The 16,687-nt window shown below is 70.5% G+C and carries 14 protein-coding genes; 6 read left to right on the plus strand and 8 right to left on the minus strand.

Going from position 1 to position 16,687, the window contains the following annotated elements; all coding sequences use genetic code 11:
• Positions 1–19: 19 nt before the first annotated feature.
• The 4 genes from ABTX18_RS05865 to ABTX18_RS05880 form a co-directional block, all read right to left on the minus strand.
• Complete coding sequence (locus tag ABTX18_RS05865) at positions 20–454, minus strand: Fur family transcriptional regulator (RefSeq protein ID WP_352121490.1); 435 nt, start codon at positions 452–454, stop codon at positions 20–22.
• A gap of 65 nt (positions 455–519) precedes the next feature.
• Positions 520–1,422, minus strand: a complete 903-nt coding sequence (locus tag ABTX18_RS05870) for a metal ABC transporter permease (RefSeq protein ID WP_352121491.1) — start codon at positions 1,420–1,422, stop codon at positions 520–522.
• A gap of 2 nt (positions 1,423–1,424) precedes the next feature.
• Positions 1,425–2,207, minus strand: coding sequence for a metal ABC transporter ATP-binding protein (locus ABTX18_RS05875; protein ID WP_352121492.1), 783 nt, complete (start codon positions 2,205–2,207; stop codon positions 1,425–1,427).
• A gap of 98 nt (positions 2,208–2,305) precedes the next feature.
• On the minus strand, positions 2,306–3,259 hold the full coding sequence (locus tag ABTX18_RS05880) for a metal ABC transporter substrate-binding protein (RefSeq protein ID WP_352121493.1): 954 nt from the start codon (positions 3,257–3,259) through the stop codon (positions 2,306–2,308).
• Positions 3,260–3,466: 207 nt separating this feature from the next.
• Between ABTX18_RS05880 and ABTX18_RS05885 the strand changes: the two genes are divergently transcribed.
• Together ABTX18_RS05885 and ABTX18_RS05890 are read left to right on the plus strand one after the other, a co-directional pair.
• Positions 3,467–4,849: a glycine--tRNA ligase gene (locus ABTX18_RS05885; RefSeq protein ID WP_352121494.1), complete on the plus strand. Its 1,383-nt coding sequence runs from the start codon at positions 3,467–3,469 to the stop codon at positions 4,847–4,849.
• 100 nt (positions 4,850–4,949) lie between these two features.
• On the plus strand, positions 4,950–5,156 hold the full coding sequence (locus ABTX18_RS05890; RefSeq protein WP_219571183.1) for a hypothetical protein: 207 nt from the start codon (positions 4,950–4,952) through the stop codon (positions 5,154–5,156).
• Between the two features lie 56 nt (positions 5,157–5,212).
• Here ABTX18_RS05890 and ABTX18_RS05895 read toward each other — a convergent pair whose 3' ends face one another.
• Together ABTX18_RS05895 and ABTX18_RS05900 are read right to left on the minus strand one after the other, a co-directional pair.
• Entirely contained in the window at positions 5,213–5,800 is a 588-nt protein-coding gene (locus tag ABTX18_RS05895; protein WP_352121495.1) for a TetR/AcrR family transcriptional regulator, read from the minus strand.
• Positions 5,801–5,883: 83 nt separating this feature from the next.
• A complete protein-coding gene (locus tag ABTX18_RS05900; protein WP_352121496.1) occupies positions 5,884–6,906 on the minus strand; it encodes an aldo/keto reductase in 1,023 nt (340 codons plus the stop codon).
• Positions 6,907–7,229: 323 nt separating this feature from the next.
• On the opposite strand from ABTX18_RS05900, the gene ABTX18_RS05905 reads away from it, so the two are divergent.
• The gene (locus ABTX18_RS05905; RefSeq protein WP_352121497.1) at positions 7,230–7,469 is read left to right on the plus strand and encodes a DUF6243 family protein; all 240 of its coding nucleotides are present in this window, start codon (positions 7,230–7,232) and stop codon (positions 7,467–7,469) included.
• Between the two features lie 149 nt (positions 7,470–7,618).
• Here ABTX18_RS05905 and ABTX18_RS05910 read toward each other — a convergent pair whose 3' ends face one another.
• Positions 7,619–9,079, minus strand: a complete 1,461-nt coding sequence (locus ABTX18_RS05910; protein WP_352121498.1) for an MFS transporter — start codon at positions 9,077–9,079, stop codon at positions 7,619–7,621.
• Between the two features lie 116 nt (positions 9,080–9,195).
• Here ABTX18_RS05910 and ABTX18_RS05915 point away from each other — a divergent pair, with 116 nt between their 5' ends.
• The gene (locus ABTX18_RS05915; RefSeq protein WP_352121499.1) at positions 9,196–10,116 is read left to right on the plus strand and encodes an MmyB family transcriptional regulator; all 921 of its coding nucleotides are present in this window, start codon (positions 9,196–9,198) and stop codon (positions 10,114–10,116) included.
• A 21-nt stretch (positions 10,117–10,137) separates the two neighbouring features.
• Here ABTX18_RS05915 and ABTX18_RS05920 read toward each other — a convergent pair whose 3' ends face one another.
• Positions 10,138–11,658, minus strand: coding sequence for an MFS transporter (locus ABTX18_RS05920; RefSeq protein ID WP_352121500.1), 1,521 nt, complete (start codon positions 11,656–11,658; stop codon positions 10,138–10,140).
• A 124-nt stretch (positions 11,659–11,782) separates the two neighbouring features.
• Here ABTX18_RS05920 and dusB point away from each other — a divergent pair, with 124 nt between their 5' ends.
• Both dusB and ppdK read left to right on the plus strand, forming a co-directional pair.
• On the plus strand, positions 11,783–12,931 hold the full coding sequence (gene dusB, locus ABTX18_RS05925) for a tRNA dihydrouridine synthase DusB (protein WP_352121501.1): 1,149 nt from the start codon (positions 11,783–11,785) through the stop codon (positions 12,929–12,931).
• A gap of 584 nt (positions 12,932–13,515) precedes the next feature.
• Positions 13,516–16,227 carry a pyruvate, phosphate dikinase gene (gene ppdK / locus ABTX18_RS05930; protein ID WP_352121502.1) on the plus strand — a complete coding sequence of 904 codons (2,712 nt, stop codon included), beginning with the start codon at positions 13,516–13,518 and terminating at the stop codon, positions 16,225–16,227.
• Positions 16,228–16,687: the final 460 nt, after the last annotated feature.

Genomic DNA, 16,687 nt, shown 5'->3' on the forward strand with positions numbered 1-16,687 from the left:
GGAGCGCCGCCCCGGAAGCTCAGCCCCCGGCGGTCGCGCACTCCGCACACGTACCGAAGACCTCGACCGTGTGCGCCACGTTCACGAAGCCGTGCTGGGCCGCGATGGTCTCGGCCCACTGCTCCACCGCCGGGCCCTCGACCTCGACGGCCTTGCCGCACACGCGGCACACCAGGTGGTGGTGGTGGTCGCCGGTCGAGCACCGGCGGTAGACGGACTCGCCCTCGGTGGTGCGCAGCACATCGACCTCGCCCGCGTCGGCGAGGGACTGCAGGGTGCGGTAGACCGTGGTCAGGCCGACCGAGTCGCCGCGGTGCTTGAGCACGTCGTGCAGCTCCTGGGCGCTGCGGAACTCGTCCACCTCGTCGAGCGCCGCCGCCACCGCCGCCCGCTGCCGGGTCGACCGGCCGCGCACCGGTGCGGCGTTCGTTCCACTGATCGGCGCCGTCGCCACAGGAGCCTCCTCGTGTCGCCCGTACGTATGTCGGGCCATTGTGCCAGTCCGCACCGGCGGCGGGGTCAGGCCGATCGCACAGGTGCGTCGTCCGCGGCCCGGCGGGCGGCCGGTACCTCCAGGGTGCACCGCTCGTCCGCCGTCGCGCGGCGGCGGGAACGGATCCGGGCCAGCGGGGCGGCGAGCAGCGTCAGGGCGATGAACACCCCGATGGCCAGCAGCACGATCGTCGCGCCGGGCGGGACGTCCTGGTAGTACGAGGTGATGGTGCCGGCCAGCGTCACCGCGACCCCGACGGCGACCGAGAGCACGAAGGTCACCTTGAACGACCGCGTGATCTGCTGCGCGGCGGCGACCGGGACCACCATCAGGGCGCTGACCAGCAGCAGGCCGACGACCCGCATCGCGACCGTGACGGTCACCGCGGCGGTGACCGCGATCAGCAGGTTCAGCACGCGCACCGGCAGCCCGGTGACGCGGGCGAACTCCTCGTCCTGGCTGACGGCGAACAGCTGCCGTCGCAGCCCCACCGTCACCAGCAGCACGAAGGCCGCGAGGAGGGCGATCGCGGTGATGTCCTCGGAGGAGACCGTGGACAGCGAGCCGAAGAGGTACGAGGTGAGGTTGGCGTTGGAGCCGGTGTCGGAGAGGTTGATCAGCAGGACACCGCCCGCCATGCCGCCGTAGAACAGCATCGCCAGCGCGATGTCGCCGCGGGTGCGTCCGTACCAGCGGATCAGTTCCATGGTGACCGCGCCCACGACGGCGACGGTCGTGGCCATCCAGACGGGGCTGCTGGAGAGCAGGAAGCCGAGGCCGACGCCGGTCATGGCGATATGGCCGATGCCGTCGCCCATCAGGGCCTGCCGGCGCTGCACCAGGTAGATGCCGACGGCGGGGGCGATGACGCCGACCAGCACGGCGGCGATCAGCGCCCGCTGCATGAAGGGGGGAGTGAGGAATTCCATGATCAGCTCAGCAGTCCCGTCCGGACGGGCTCGGAGGCCGCGTGGGGGTGTACGTGGTCGTGGCCGGGCAGGGCGTGCTGCCCGACGGCCTTCGGGGGCGGGCCGTCGTGCATCACGCAGCCGTCGCGCAGCACGACCGCCCGGTCGATCAGGGGCTCCAGCGGGCCCAGCTCGTGCAGGACGAGGAGCACGGTGGTGCCGGCCGCGACCTGCTCGCGCAGGGTCTCGGCGAGGATCTCCTGGCTGGCCAGGTCGACGCCGGCCATCGGCTCGTCCATGATCAGCAGCTCGGGTTCGGCGGCGAGCGCGCGGGCGATCAGCACGCGCTGGTGCTGGCCGCCGGACAGGGCGTCCACCGAGTCCTTGGCGCGGTCGGCGAGACCGACGAGCGCGATGGCGCGGTCGACGGCGGTCCGGTCCGCCTTGCGGGGCAGGCCCAGCCCGGTGCGCGACAGCCGCCCGGAGGAGACGACCTCGCGGATCGTGGCGGGCACACCGCCGGCGGCCGTGGTGCGCTGCGGTACGTAACCGACCCGGGACCAGTCGCGGAAGCGGCGCAGCGGGGTGCCGAAGAGCTCGACGGCGCCGCCGGTGAGCGGGACCTGGCCGATGACGGAGCGCACGGCGGTCGACTTGCCGGAGCCGTTGGCGCCGAGCAGGGCGACGACCTCGCCGCGGTGCACGGTCAGATCGATGCCGCGGAGCACGGGGCGCGCGCCGAGGGTGGCCGTGGCGTCGCGCACGACGATGACGGGGTCGGGTGTGGTGTGCTGGGGCTCTGGCATGAGCGCCTCCGGTGCTGCCGCACGGTTCGGGCCGGTCGGGTCGGCCGGCCCGGTGAGGCCGGCGGGGTCTGTTGGGTCGGCGGGGTCGGCGGGGCCGCTCACCTCGCGCCGAGCGCCTTCTGCAGCGCGGCGAGGTTGGACTCCATGACCTCGATGTAGTCATCGCCCTTGGACTTGCCGGTGATTCCCTCCAGCGGGTCCAGGACGTCGGTCTTCAGGCCGGTGTCCCGGGCGACGGTCTTCGCCGTCTTGTCGCTGGCGAGCGTCTCGAAGAAGACGGTGGTGACCTTGTTCTTCTGCGCGATCGCGTGCAGGGCGCTGATCCGGGCGGGGCTGGGCTCGGCCTCGGGGTCGATGCCGGCGATGCCCTCCTGGGTGAGGCCGTAGCGCTCGGCCAGGTATCCGAAGGCGGAGTGGGTGGTGATGAACGTCTTGGTCGCGGTGTTCTTCAGCCCGTTCTCGTACGCGGTGTCGAGCGCGTCGAGCTTGGTGACCAGGGCGTCGGTGTTCTTGCGGTAGTCCGCGGCGTGGTCCGGGTCGGTCTTCTCCAGCGACTTTCCGACCCCCTTGGCGACCTCGGCGTACTTCACCGGGTCGAGCCAGATGTGCGGGTCGGCGCCGGCCTCCTCGCCCTCGTGCTCGTGGGCGTGCTCCTCGCCGCCGACCTCGGCGCCGTGGTCCTCCAGTGAAGTGAGCTTCGCGGCGTCGACGGTGTTCTTGGCCCCGGAGAGCTTGATCGCGTCGTCGACGGCGGGCTGGAGGCCCTTGAGGTAGAGGATGTAGTCGGCGTCGCTCAGACCGCCGACCTCCTTCGGGCTGAGCTCCAGGTCGTGCGGCTCGACGCCCGGCTTGGTCAGCGTGGAGACGGAGACGTGGCTTCCGCCGATCTGCTCGGCCAGGAACTGCATCGGGTAGAAGGACGCCACCACGTTCAGCTTGTCGCCGCTCTTGCGGTCGGCGGCGTCGGACGCGGAGCAGGCGGAGAGGGCGGTGAGGCCGAGGACGACTGCTCCGGCGACGGCGGTCGTGGGTATGAGGCGGCGTACGTTCATGACAGTCATTTTCAACAAAAGTGGAAACGATTGTCAACAAGGCGGATGAGATGCCTCCGGAAGCGACTGCGCCGATACCGATTTGATCGAAGGGGCGTGCCCGCCGGTAATCTGAGGCATCCGCGCACCCGTCTCCCGACACCACCCCCCACCGAGGCGCTTCGCGTCAGCCCTGTCCAGTACCGTCGTCGTAATGAAGAGAGCACCGTGGCCGCCGACAAGATCGACACCATCGTCAGCCTGAGCAAGCGCCGTGGCTTCGTCTACCCCTGCAGTGAGATCTACGGTGGTCAGCGTGCCGCCTGGGACTACGGGCCGCTGGGTGTCGAGCTCAAGGAGAACCTCAAGCGTCAGTGGTGGCGCTACATGGTCACCTCGCGCGAGGACGTGGTCGGTCTCGACTCGTCGGTCATCCTGGCCCCCGAGGTGTGGGTGGCCTCCGGTCACGTCGCCACGTTCTCCGACCCGCTGACCGAGTGCACCTCCTGCCACAAGCGCTACCGCGCGGACCACCTGGAGGAGGCGTACGAGCAGAAGCACGGCAAGCCGCCGGTGGGTGGCCTCGCCGACCTCAACTGCCCCAACTGCGGCAACAAGGGCACCTTCACCGAGCCCAAGCAGTTCTCCGGCCTGCTCTCCACGCACCTCGGCCCGACCCAGGACTCCGGCTCGGTCGCCTACCTGCGCCCCGAGACCGCCCAGGGCATCTTCACCAACTTCGGCCAGGTGCAGCAGACCTCGCGCAAGAAGCCGCCCTTCGGCATCGCGCAGATGGGCAAGTCCTTCCGGAACGAGATCACTCCGGGCAACTTCATCTTCCGCACGCGCGAGTTCGAGCAGATGGAGATGGAGTTCTTCGTCAAGCCGGGCGAGGACGAGCAGTGGCAGGAGTACTGGATGCAGCAGCGCTGGAACTGGTACACCGGTCTCGGCATGCGCGAGGAGAACATGCGGTGGTTCGAGCACCCCGCGGAGAAGCTCTCGCACTACTCCAAGCGCACGGCTGACATCGAGTACCGCTTCAGCTTCGGCGGCAGCGAGTGGGGCGAGCTGGAGGGCGTCGCCAACCGCACGGACTACGACCTCAAGGCGCACTCCAAGGCGTCCGGCACCGACCTGCAGTTCTACGACCAGGAGGCCGGCGAGCGCTGGACCCCCTACGTCATCGAGCCGGCGGCCGGTGTCGGCCGGGCGATGCTGGCCTTCCTCCTGGACGCCTACGTCGAGGACGAGGCGCCCAACGCCAAGGGCGTCATGGAGAAGCGCACCGTGATGCGTCTCGACCCGCGCCTGGCGCCGGTCAAGGTCGCGGTCCTGCCGCTGTCCCGCAACCCGCAGCTCTCGCCGAAGGCCAAGGGCCTGGCGGCCGACCTGCGGCAGAACTGGAACATCGAGTTCGACGACGCCGGCGCCATCGGCCGCCGCTACCGTCGCCAGGACGAGATCGGCACGCCGTTCTGCGTCACCGTCGACTTCGACACCCTCGACGACAACGCGGTGACCGTGCGCGAGCGCGACACCATGAAGCAGGAGCGCGTCTCGCTGGACCAGATCCAGGCGTACCTCGGCGCCCGCCTGCTCGGCTGCTGACGCGTCGTACCCGCTTCACCCGCTGGACGAAGCCCCCGGTTCCCCGAACGGAACCGGGGGCTTCGTGCACACTGGTCAAACCCGCTCTCAGGAGGCTCGGATGCCGTCCATGACCACGAGCAAGGTCAGCAGATGGGACCAGCACGGCCGTGAACACGTCGTCCACGTGCGGAAGTCGGGCGTGCAGCGGCAGCTGAGCTGCGACACCTGCGACTGGCGCAGGGCCGTGCAGTTCCTGCCCTGGCTCAAGGCCGAGGAGCACCTCGCCGAGGCGCATCAGGCCACGGTCGACCCGACGGCGACGTAGGGCCTTTCGTTTGGATGAGGCCGCGCTCAGGGCGCAGGCTTTGGACGAGGCCGCGCTCAGGGGCGCAGGCCGCGCAGCAGGAGGTCCGTGACGGCGGTGAACTCGGCGGCGATGGCGGGCTTCTGCCATTCCGCGGCGTACGCGGGGTCGTGGAAACGCGCTGTCGCGTCGAAGACGGCCTGGGCGGCGGCCGCGGGGTCCTCCGCGGTGAACTGCTCCTCACGCACCCCTTCCTCGATGATCTCCCGCAGCTGGCCGACCAGTTCGGTGATGTGGTCCTCGACCACGGTGCTCTCGCCCATCAGCACCTCGTACGTGGCGAACAGCTCGGGATCGTCGCCCGCCTTGTGCCGCTTGGCCTCGAACAGTGTCTCCAGCCACGCCCGCAGCTTCGCCGGAGCGGGCTGGGCGGAGGCGTGCAGGATCTCGGTGAGCGCCAGCTCCGTACGCGTCAGCCAGCGGCCGGTGACGGCCTCGCGCAGGGCGGCCTTGGTGCGGAAATGGCGGTAGACACTGCCGTGGCTGACGCCGAGCGCACGGGCCACGTCGACCACGGTCGCCTTCGCGGGCCCGTAGCGGCGCAGCACGTCCTCGGTGGCTTCGAGGATGCGCTCGGGAGTCAGCGGGCCGGACGGCGGCGTCATGGTGGCGGGCTGCCTTTCGGGGGCGTCGTGCGCGGGAGGGGTGGAAGCGGGGCGGGCCGCACCCCGCTGACCGTACCCGGAGGTCAGCGCTCGCTGTCCAGGTGGGCCATCTGGCTGTCCGGGTAGCGGGCGCCCGCGGCCGCGCCGGCCGGGACGGCCTCCTCGATCGCCGCCAGATCGGCCGCGTCCAGCCGCACGTCCAAGGAGCCGAGGGCCTCGGCGAGCCGGTCGCGGCGACGGGCGCCCACCAGCGGCACGATGTCCTCGCCCTGGGCGAGGACCCAGGCGATGGCGGTCTGCGCGACGGTGACGCCCTTCTGCTCGGCGATTTTGCGCAGCGCGTCGACCAGGTCGAGGTTGCGCTGGAGGTTCCCCTCCTGGAAGCGCGGGCTCATGGACCGGAAGTCGCCGGGGGCGAGCTCGCGGTCGCGGGAGAAGTGGCCGCTGATCAGGCCCCGGGAGAGCACCCCGTAGGCCGTCACGCCGATGCCCAGCTCGCGGCAGACGGGCAGGATCTCCGCTTCGATGGAGCGGGAGATCAGCGAGTACTCGATCTGCAGATCGGAGACCGGGGCCACGGACGCCGCCCGCCGGAGGGTGTCCGCGCCGACCTCGGAGAGTCCGATGTGGCGGACGTGACCGGCCTCGACGAGTTCCGCGATGGCGCCGACGGTCTCCTCGATCGGGACGTCGGGATCGATGCGGGCGATCCGGTAGATGTCGATGTGGTCCGTGCCCAGCCGCTGCAGTGAGTACGCCGCGAAATTCTTCACGGCTGCCGGGCGGCCGTCGTATCCGGTGAAGGCACCTTCCACGGTCCGCAGGGCGCCGAACTTCACGCTGGTCAGGGCCTGTTCGCGGACGGCAGAGGGGGCGGTCCGCAGGGCTTCGTTGATCAGCAGCTCGTTGTGACCCATGCCGTAGAAGTCGCCGGTGTCCAGAAGCGTGACGCCGGCGTCGAGTGCGGCGTGGATGGTGGCAATCGACTCGGCGCGGTCCGTCTCGCCGTACAGCGCCGACATGCCCATGCAGCCGAGGCCGAGCGCGGATACCTGCGGGCCGGTGGAGCCGAGGGCGCGGGTGGGGAGGGCGGAGGGGGCGTTCATGAGGACTCCCGGTGGGTGGACGTGGAACGACTCGGCACGAACAAAGCGGGCGTCGGACGCGGATGGATGCCGCGCCGTGCCACATCTCAACCATGGCATGAGGGATGACAGATTTCAATATCTGTCATCCCGCGTTCCCTCGGGAGGGTGACCGGCCTGGCGAAATTCCGGTGCCGGGGCCGTTCGGGGCGAGGTACCGTTCCCTCATGTCTTCGTTCTTCCAGATCTACGAGTGAGAGCGCGGCGGGCCCGACCACCCGCCGCCCACCGGACCGGTCCAAGGTCTTCTGAGACCTCACTTTCACCATGAATGGGAGAACCCCGTGGCCAAGAGCCGTAACAACCTTCTCGGCGTCGGCGGACAGCGCAAGAAGCTGTCCCGCGCCGAGCAGCAGGGCGCAGGCCCCGAGCGCGACGCCAACCGGCAGACGGCCGCCGAGCAGAAGGCGGAGCTGCTGCGCAAGATGCGCGAGCGCACCGCCGGGACCGAGGCCGAGCCGTCGGACGCCGCCGCCCCCGCCGGGCAGGACGCCCCGGAGCAGGACGCGCCCGCCCAGAGCTGACGCCTCCCCGCGCAGAACGCGCGCCGAGCTCGCGGAGAACGCGCGCCGAGCCCATGGAGCGCCGGTTCACACCACCTGTACGACCGTGGGCCCGGAACACCTCAGGCACCTGAGGTGTTCCGGGCCCACACCCGTATCCCGCCCCGCTCTCACCCCACCGTGCGCGGCAGCCGCAGGCTCAGCAGGGTCGTCAGCGCGACCGCCGCCAGCTGGACCAGCAGCGTCACGATCAGCGCGTCCCTCATGCCCGAGCCCGGTGCCAGGGCCAGGAACAGCGAGCCGAGCGTCGCCACGCCGAGCGCCAGCGCCGCCTGCTGGGTCGTCGTCATGACGCCGCCGCCCACCCCGGCCCGCTCCGGCGGGACGTCGGACAGGACGATGCGGAACAGGACGGGCAGCTGGAGGCCCTGGCCGAGTCCGGCGACCGCCATTCCCGGCATCAGCCCGAGCAGCCCCAGGCCCGACCAGCCCTGCCACACCGTGAGCGCGAGAACGACGACGCCGGCCGCCTGGATCAGCCCGCCGGCCGTCACCACCCGGCTGCCGTAGCGGCGCACCAGCCGCGGCCCGGCCAGCGAGGCCGCGAAGAAGGCCGCCGCCATCGGGGCCATCGACAGCCCCGACTCCGCCGGACCCAGCCGCAGCCCCTGCTGGAGCGCCACCGCGATGACGAACATGAAGCCGCCGAAGCCGATCGAGAACGGCACCACCAGCGCCAGCCCGCGCCGCAGCGAGTCGAGCCGCAGCAGGCTCGGCGGGACCAGCGGCACCAGACCACGCCGGTCCGCCCGCCGCTCGACCCGGTAGAACTCCACTGCGGCGAACGGGAACAGCGCCAGCGACACCCAGGTCCACAGCGGCCAGCCCGCCGCCCGCCCCTCGGTGAGCGGGGCCAGCAGCGTCACCAGCGACGCGGCGAGCAGCAGCGTGCCCGGTACGTCGACGGGTGCCGGCCGCTCCGAACGGGTCTCCGGCACCTTGCGCGCCGCCAGGAACAGCCCGACGGCCGCGACCGGCACGTTGACCAGGAACACCGAGCGCCAGCCCGCGCTCTCGCCGAACACCGACGACAGCGGCGCGGCGGCGACCAGCACCCCGCCCAGGATCTGCCCGGCGACCATGGACAGCCCGGCCGTCGCCCCGTACAGGCTCATCGCCCGGGCCCGCCGGTGGCCCGAGGTGGCCGCCTGGATGGTGGCGAGCACCTGCGGCAGCATCAGCGCCGCCGACGCGCCCTGGGCCACCCGCGCCCCGACCAGCGTCCAGGCGTTCGGCGCCAGTCCGCAGGCCAGCGAGGTCAGCCCGAACGCGGTGATGCCCAGCAGGAAGAGCCGGCGCCGGCCGGCCATGTCCCCGAGCCGGCCACCGAGGACGAGCAGGACGGCGTACGCGAGCCCGTAGCCCGCGACGACCAGTTCCAGCAGCGCGGGTCCCGCTGCCAGGTCGCGGTCGATCGTGGGCAGGGCGACGTTGACGATGAAGAAGTCGATCAGGGGAAGGGCCGCGCCCAGCAGAACGGTGAACAGCCCCAGCGCGCCGAGTACCGGGGCCGGGTGGTCGCGCCGCAGCAGGGGGGCGTTCGCCTTCTGGCGTACAGAGGATTCACTCATGACGGATTCACTCACGACATCGACGATCGCGCTTGCCGGAGCCTGGTACCAGAGTGTCTTTATCCTGGTAGAAGCGGCACCTGGAACGGCCACGCCACGGCCCGCACCCTGGAGGCATGACGACGATGGTGACGGCAGCACGCAGGGACCCGGCTCCGCAGACCCCGGAGGCCCCCGAGGCGGGCATCCCGGCCCCGTCCGAGACCGAGGTCCGGCGCCACGAACTCGCGGACTTCCTGCGCAGCCGACGCGAGCGGATCACGCCCGAACAGGTGGGACTGGTCCGGGGCCGCCGCAGGCGCACTCCGGGGCTGCGCCGCGAGGAGGTCGCCCAGCTCTCCGCCGTCGGCGTCACCTGGTACACCTGGCTCGAACAGGCCCGTGACATCCAGGTCTCGCCCCAGGTACTCGACGCGCTCGCCCGTGCACTGCTGCTCGACCGCAGCGAGCGCACCCATCTGTTCTCCCTCGCGGGAGCGGTCGACCCGGCGCCCGGCACGGAGTGCCCGAGTGTCACCCCCGCGTTGAGCACCATGCTGCGACAGCTGGAGCCGATCCCCGCTTGTGTACAGAACAGCCGGTACGACGTCCTCGCCCACAACCGCACCTACGGCCGGCTGCTCTGCGACATGGACGCCGTCGCGCCAGAGGACCGCAACGTCATGCTGCTCGCCTACACGAACGAGGAGTGGCGCTCCTCGGTCATGGACATCGCCGAGGTGACCCGGCTCCTGACCGCCAAATTCCGGGCCGCGATGGCGGAACACCTCGCCGAGCCCGCCTGGAAGGCGTTGCTGGAGCGGCTGGAGTCGGCCTCGCCGGAATTCCGCGACATCTGGGCGCGCCACGAGGTCGTGGGAACCGGCGGCCGGTCAAAGATCTTCCGCAACGCCCAGGTGGGGCTGCTCCGGGTGGAGACCACCGACCTCTGGCTCGGCCCCTCGGCCGGACCTAGGCTGGTGACGTACGCCCCACGCGACGAGGAGACCCGCGAGCGACTGGAACGGCTGCAGGCCCTCGTGCTCGCGGAAGGCTGACCGCCCAGCGACGGAACGCCCTCAGGCACTCGTGCTCGCGGAAGCCGAGGACTGACCCGCGGGACCCGCGGGCGTGCCCGCCTGCGCCCCCTGGACAGCCCGCGCGGACTCCTCCAGCCGTTCGGCGGTCCGCCGGGCGGTCTCCCGGGCCCAGCGCCCGCTGCTCACCGCCCCGACCAGCAGGACGCTCACCCCGCAGCCGGTGATGATCCACCAGGCGGCCCTGCTCGCCGCGACGAAGTCGCCCGCCGAGCCGTCGCCGTACGAGGAACCGGCGCCGGCCACCCCCGCGGCGAGGACCGCCCCGATCACGGCGACGCCCAGGGTCTGGCCGATCTGGCGGCTGGTCGAGGCGACCGCCGCGGCCACTCCTGCCTGGGCACGCGGCATCCCGGACACGGCGGTGTTGGTGATGGGCGCGTTCACCACTCCGAAGCCCAGGCCGAACACCACGTAGGCGGTGAACATCGAGACCGTGCCGGTCTCCGCGTCGAACGCCGCGAACATCAGCCCGCTCACCGCCATCGCGATTCCCGCGACCAGCAGGGGGATGCGCGGCCCGCGACTGGCGACGAGCCGGCCCGAGAACGGCGACAGGATGCAGACCACGGCCGCCATCGGCAGCATCTGGAGGCCGGCGTCCAGCGCGCTGAGTCCCCGTACGTCCTGCAGATAGAGGGTGTTGAGGAAGAGGAAGCCGCCGAGCGCGGCGAAGGCGCTGACCGCGATGACGGTGGCCCCGCTGAAGGGGGCGCTGCGGAAGAAGCGCAGATCGATCAGAGGGTCGGTGCGCCGGGCCTCGTACACCAGCAGGCCGGTCAGCGAGGCCGCCGCGAGCGCGGCGAAGAGCAGGATCTCCGTCGAGGCCCATCCCTTCTGGGGTGCCTCGATGATCGCGTACGTCACCGAGCCCAGCAGCGTGATCACCAGGAGCTGGCCCACCGGATCAGGGCGGCGCGCCTTCGGGGCGCGGGACTCGGATACGTACCGCCAGGTCAGCAGCAGTGCGGCGATGCCGATCGGCAGGTTGACCCAGAAGATCGACCGCCAGCCGACCGAATCGACCAGGAGGCCGCCGACCACGGGTCCCGCCGCCATGGAGATGCCGACGACGGCGCCCCAGACGCCGATCGCGCGGGCGCGTTCGCGGGGGTCCGTGAAGGTGTTGGTGATGATCGACATCGCGACCGGGTTGAGCATGGATCCGCCGACGGCCTGCACCATCCGGAACGCGATGAGCGCCTCCAGGCTGGGCGCCAGCGAGCAGAGCGCCGACCCGACGGTGAACAGGACGAGGCCGGCCATGAAGACCTTGCGGCGGCCGATCCGGTCGGCGGTGGAACCCGCGAGCATCAGCAGGGAGGCAAGGACGAGCGTGTACGCGTCGATCGTCCACTGCATGCCCGCGACGCTCGCGTCCAGGTCATGACGCATGGCGGGCAGGGCAACGTTGAGGGCGGTGTTGTCGAGGCTGACGATCAGAAGGCTCATGCAGCAGATCGCCAGCACGAGCATCCGTCGCCGGTGGCTGAGCTCGGGCATGTATGGATAGTACGGCTAACTAACGACTTTCGCTGCCCCTATGGCTGCCCGTCGCCGCCCTCCCCACCGGGCCCCGGCAGTCTCCGCCACCGGAGCAGTTCCCGGCGTACGCGACAATGGGGGAATGACCACGCTCGCCCCCTCGCCCCAGCTGCTCCGCATCGGCCCGCACACCGTGCAGCCGCCGGTGGTCCTGGCCCCCATGGCCGGCATCACCAACGCGCCCTTCCGCACCCTGTGCCGGGAGTTCTCGGGCGGCAAGGGGCTGTTCGTCAGCGAGATGATCACGACGCGGGCCCTGGTCGAGCGCAACGAGAAGACCATGCAGCTCATCCGCTTCGACGCGACCGAGACCCCGCGCTCGATCCAGCTCTACGGAGTGGACCCCGTCACGGTCGGCAAGGCCGTCCGCATGATCGTCGACGAGAATCTCGCCGACCACATCGACCTGAACTTCGGCTGCCCGGTCCCCAAGGTCACCCGCAAGGGCGGCGGCTCCGCGCTCCCGTACAAGAGGCCGCTGCTGCGCGCGATCCTCAGCCAGGCCGTGTCGAACGCGGGTGACCTGCCCGTCACCATCAAGATGCGCAAGGGCATCGACGACGACCACATCACCTATCTCGACGCCGGACGGATTGCCGTCGAGGAGGGTGTCACGGCCGTCGCGCTGCACGGCAGGACGGCCGCCCAGCACTACGGCGGCACCGCCGACTGGGACGCCATCGCCCGGCTCAAGGAACACGTCCCCGAGATCCCGGTCCTCGGCAACGGGGACATCTGGTGCGCGGACGACGCCCTGCGGATGATGCGCGAGACCGGCTGCGACGGCGTGGTCGTGGGCCGCGGCTGCCTGGGCCGGCCCTGGCTCTTCGGCGACCTGGTGAGCGCGTTCGAGGGTACGGAGACGAGGCAGGCGCCCACCCTGCGCACCGTCGCCGACGTCATGCTGCGGCACGCGACGCTGCTGGGGGAGTGGATCGGTGACGAGACCCGCGGCGTGATCGACTTCCGCAAGCACGTGGCCTGGTACCTGAAGGGCTTCGCGGTCGGCTCCGAGATGCGCAAGAAGCTGGCGATCACCTCGTCGCTGGAGGAGCTCGGCTCCCAGCTGCACGAGCTGGAGCTGGACCAGCCGTGGCCGGACGGCGCCGACGGCCCGCGCGGGCGCACCTCGGGCAACAACCGGGTGGTCCTGCCGGACGGCTGGCTGAAGGACCCGTACGACTGCGCGGGCGTCAGCGAGGATGCGGAACTGGACACCTCGGGGGGCTGAGGCAGCCTCCGGAGGAGGGCTTCCCGGAGGGGTGGCGAGGGGCACTGGGTGCCCCCGCCGCCCCTCTGCTCATTTGAGCACCGAATAACGTCTGAATCGACGAGATCCGGCGCGATCCGCCGGTCGATGGTGACCCGTGCGTCACCTTCCCCGCCCCGAGGTGGCGTACTGTGACCAAAGAGTCACCAGGAGCTTCCCTTGAGGCGTCCGTATGGTGACATCTGAGCGCTGTTCGCAGAGTGATCCTCGCCACGCCTGATGGGTCACTGGCTCAAATGAGCGGCCCGGAGGGGGTTGCACTTCTCAAATGATGGCACTGGGTGCCAGGCGCCTCTCCTTTGATCGATCGATGCCTCTCCCACGCACAGTGGTGAAGCGTGCCGAAATTGATCGCTTTCCGTGCTCATCCATTCAAGAGATGAACACATGCACTCCATCGGGTGATGCGCCGCTCAACTTTCGATCTGCTGGCGGACGGGTGGTTGCGGCCCCACGACGCGCAAGCGCACGTACCCAGACACCTTCGATCTGGGTATGTTCCTCGCCGTCAGGGCAGCCACCGCGTCGTCGAGGAGTCGAGACCCGTGTCGGAAAACGAAGACCTTCAGAAGTTCGTCTACGACTTCACCGAGGGCAACAAGGAACTGAAGGACCTTCTCGGCGGGAAGGGTGCCAACCTCGCCGAGATGACCAACCTCGGGCTTCCCGTCCCTCCGGGTTTCACGATCACCACCGAGGCCTGCAAGGTCTACCTCGACAGCGGCGACGAGCCGGCCGCCCTGCGCGACGAGGTGAGTGCGCACCTCGACGCCCTCGAGGCGCGGATGGGCAAGAAGCTCGGCCAGGCCGACGATCCGCTGCTGGTCTCCGTCCGCTCCGGCGCCAAGTTCTCGATGCCCGGCATGATGGACACGGTTCTCAACATCGGTCTCTCCGACGCCTCCGTCGTCGGTCTCGTCGCCCAGTCCGGCGACGAGCGGTTCGCGTGGGACTCCTACCGCCGCCTGATCCAGATGTTCGGCAAGACCGTCCTCGGGGTGGACGGCGACCTCTTCGAGGAGGCGCTGGAGGCCGCGAAGGAGGCCAAGGGCGTCACCGTCGACGTGGACCTCGACGCGGGCGACCTGAAGAAGCTGGTCAAGCAGTTCAAGAAGATCGTCACGCGGGACGCCGGACGCGACTTCCCGCAGGACCCGCGCGAGCAGATGGACCTGGCCATAAAGGCGGTCTTCGACTCGTGGAACACCGACCGGGCCAAGCTCTACCGCCGCCAGGAGCGCATCCCCGGCGACCTCGGGACCGCGGTCAACGTCTGCTCCATGGTCTTCGGCAACCTCGGCCCCGACTCCGGCACGGGCGTCGCGTTCACCCGTGACCCCGCCAGCGGCCACCAGGGCGTGTACGGCGACTACCTCCAGAACGCGCAGGGCGAGGACGTCGTCGCGGGCATCCGCAACACCGTGCCGCTCGCCGAGCTGGAGTCCATCGACAAGAAGTCGTACGACCAGCTGATGCAGATCATGGAGACGCTGGAGACCCACTACAAGGACCTCTGCGACATCGAGTTCACCATCGAGCGCGGCCAGCTGTGGATGCTCCAGACCCGGGTCGGCAAGCGCACCGCCGGCGCCGCCTTCCGGATCGCCACCCAGCTCGTCGACCAGGGGCTCATCGACGAGGCGGAGGCGCTCCAGCGCGTCAACGGGGCTCAGCTCGCACAGCTGATGTTCCCGCGCTTCGATGACGAGGCGAAGACCGAGCGGCTGGGCCGAGGCATCGCCGCGTCGCCGGGCGCCGCGGTCGGCAAGGCCGTCTTCGACTCGTACACCGCGGTCAAGTGGTCCCGCTCCGGCGAGAAGGTCATCCTCATCCGCCGTGAGACCAACCCGGACGACCTGGACGGCATGATCGCCGCCGAGGGCATCCTGACCTCGCGCGGCGGCAAGACCTCGCACGCGGCCGTCGTCGCCCGCGGCATGGGCAAGACCTGTGTCTGCGGTGCCGAGGACCTGGAGGTCGACACCAAGCGCCGCCGGATGACGGTGGGCGGGCGGGTCGTCGAGGAGGGCGACGTCGTCTCCATCGACGGCTCGACGGGCAAGGTGTACCTCGGCGAGGTCCCCGTCGTGCCGTCGCCGGTCGTCGAGTACTTCGAGGGCCGGATGCACGCGGGCGCCGACGACGCGGACGAGCTGGTCGCCGCCGTGCACCGGATCATGGCGTACGCGGACCGGGTGCGCCGGCTGCGGGTGCGGGCCAACGCGGACAACGCCGAGGACGCCCTGCGGGCCCGCCGCTTCGGGGCCCAGGGCATCGGGCTGTGCCGCACCGAGCACATGTTCCTCGGTGAGCGCCGCGAGATGGTCGAGAAGCTGATCCTGGCCGACACCGACCAGGAGCGCGAGACGGCCCTGGAGGAGCTGCTGCCGCTCCAGAAGGCCGACTTCATCGAGCTGTTCGAGGCGATGGACGGACTGCCCGTCACCGTACGGCTGCTGGACCCGCCGCTGCACGAGTTCCTGCCCGACATCACCGAGCTCTCCGTCCGGGTGGCGCTCGCCGAGTCCCGCAAGGACGCCAACGAGAACGACCTGCGCCTGCTGCAGGCCGTACACAAGCTGCACGAGCAGAACCCGATGCTCGGTCTGCGCGGGGTCAGGCTCGGCCTGGTCATCCCCGGCCTGTTCGCCATGCAGGTACGGGCGATCGCCGAGGCCGCCGCCGAGCGCAAGAACGCCAAGGGCGACCCGCGCGCGGAGATCATGATCCCGCTCGTCGGCACGGTCCAGGAGCTGGAGATCGTCCGCGAGGAGGCCGACCGCGTCATCGCCGAGGTCCAGGCCGCCACGGGCACGAACCTCAAGCTGAAGATCGGCACGATGATCGAGCTGCCGCGCGCCGCGCTGACCGCCGGCCAGATCGCCGAGGCGGCCGAGTTCTTCTCCTTCGGCACCAACGACCTGACCCAGACGGTGTGGGGCTTCTCCCGCGACGACGTGGAGGCCTCCTTCTTCACCGCGTACCTGGAGAAGGGCATCTTCGGGGTGTCGCCGTTCGAGACGATCGACAAGGACGGCGTGGGCTCGCTGGTACGCAGCGCGGTCGCGGCCGGCAAGGCGACCCGTCCCGACCTGAAGCTCGGCGTCTGCGGTGAGCACGGCGGCGACCCGGAGTCGGTGCACTTCTTCCACGAGGTGGGCCTGGACTACGTCTCCTGCTCACCGTTCCGCATTCCGGTGGCCCGCCTGGAGGCGGGCCGGGCGGCCGCGGAGTCACGGGGCAGCGACAGCCGCTGAGCCGGCAGAGCCACTGATTCCGCCGGCTGCCGCAGGACCGGACGACCCTCATCGGTCCGGCGGCGGCGCGGAATTCCCGGAGGCGGCGGCACCCTGTGCGGGGGTGCCGCCGTCTTGTCATGTGCACGGACTTCTGTGCGGATGAGCGTGGCTACGGATGAGCGTGGCCTCTGTGCGGATGCGGGGCCGCCCGGGCCGGATGCCGGAATGTGAGCGCTTTCTGCGCAAACCGCCGCCCCATTGCTTCGTTTAATGCGCAAAGAAATGGGCCCGGAACGGGACCGGGGTGCGGTCCGTGGATCCCCACCCACAGACCGCACCCGGCTTACCCCCGTCGAGTGCGGAGCCGCACCGTCACCAACCGCCGCCGAACGAGCGAAACCCCCCACGGCCTTCACCCGCTCTTCCGGTGGTTCCGGAATCGCACCCGACGTCGTACAGCCTTTCGGGTGACGGTGGG

Origin of the sequence: Streptomyces sp. NPDC096323, from assembly GCF_040302845.1 — a bacterium.
Lineage (GTDB): Bacteria > Actinomycetota > Actinomycetes > Streptomycetales > Streptomycetaceae > Streptomyces.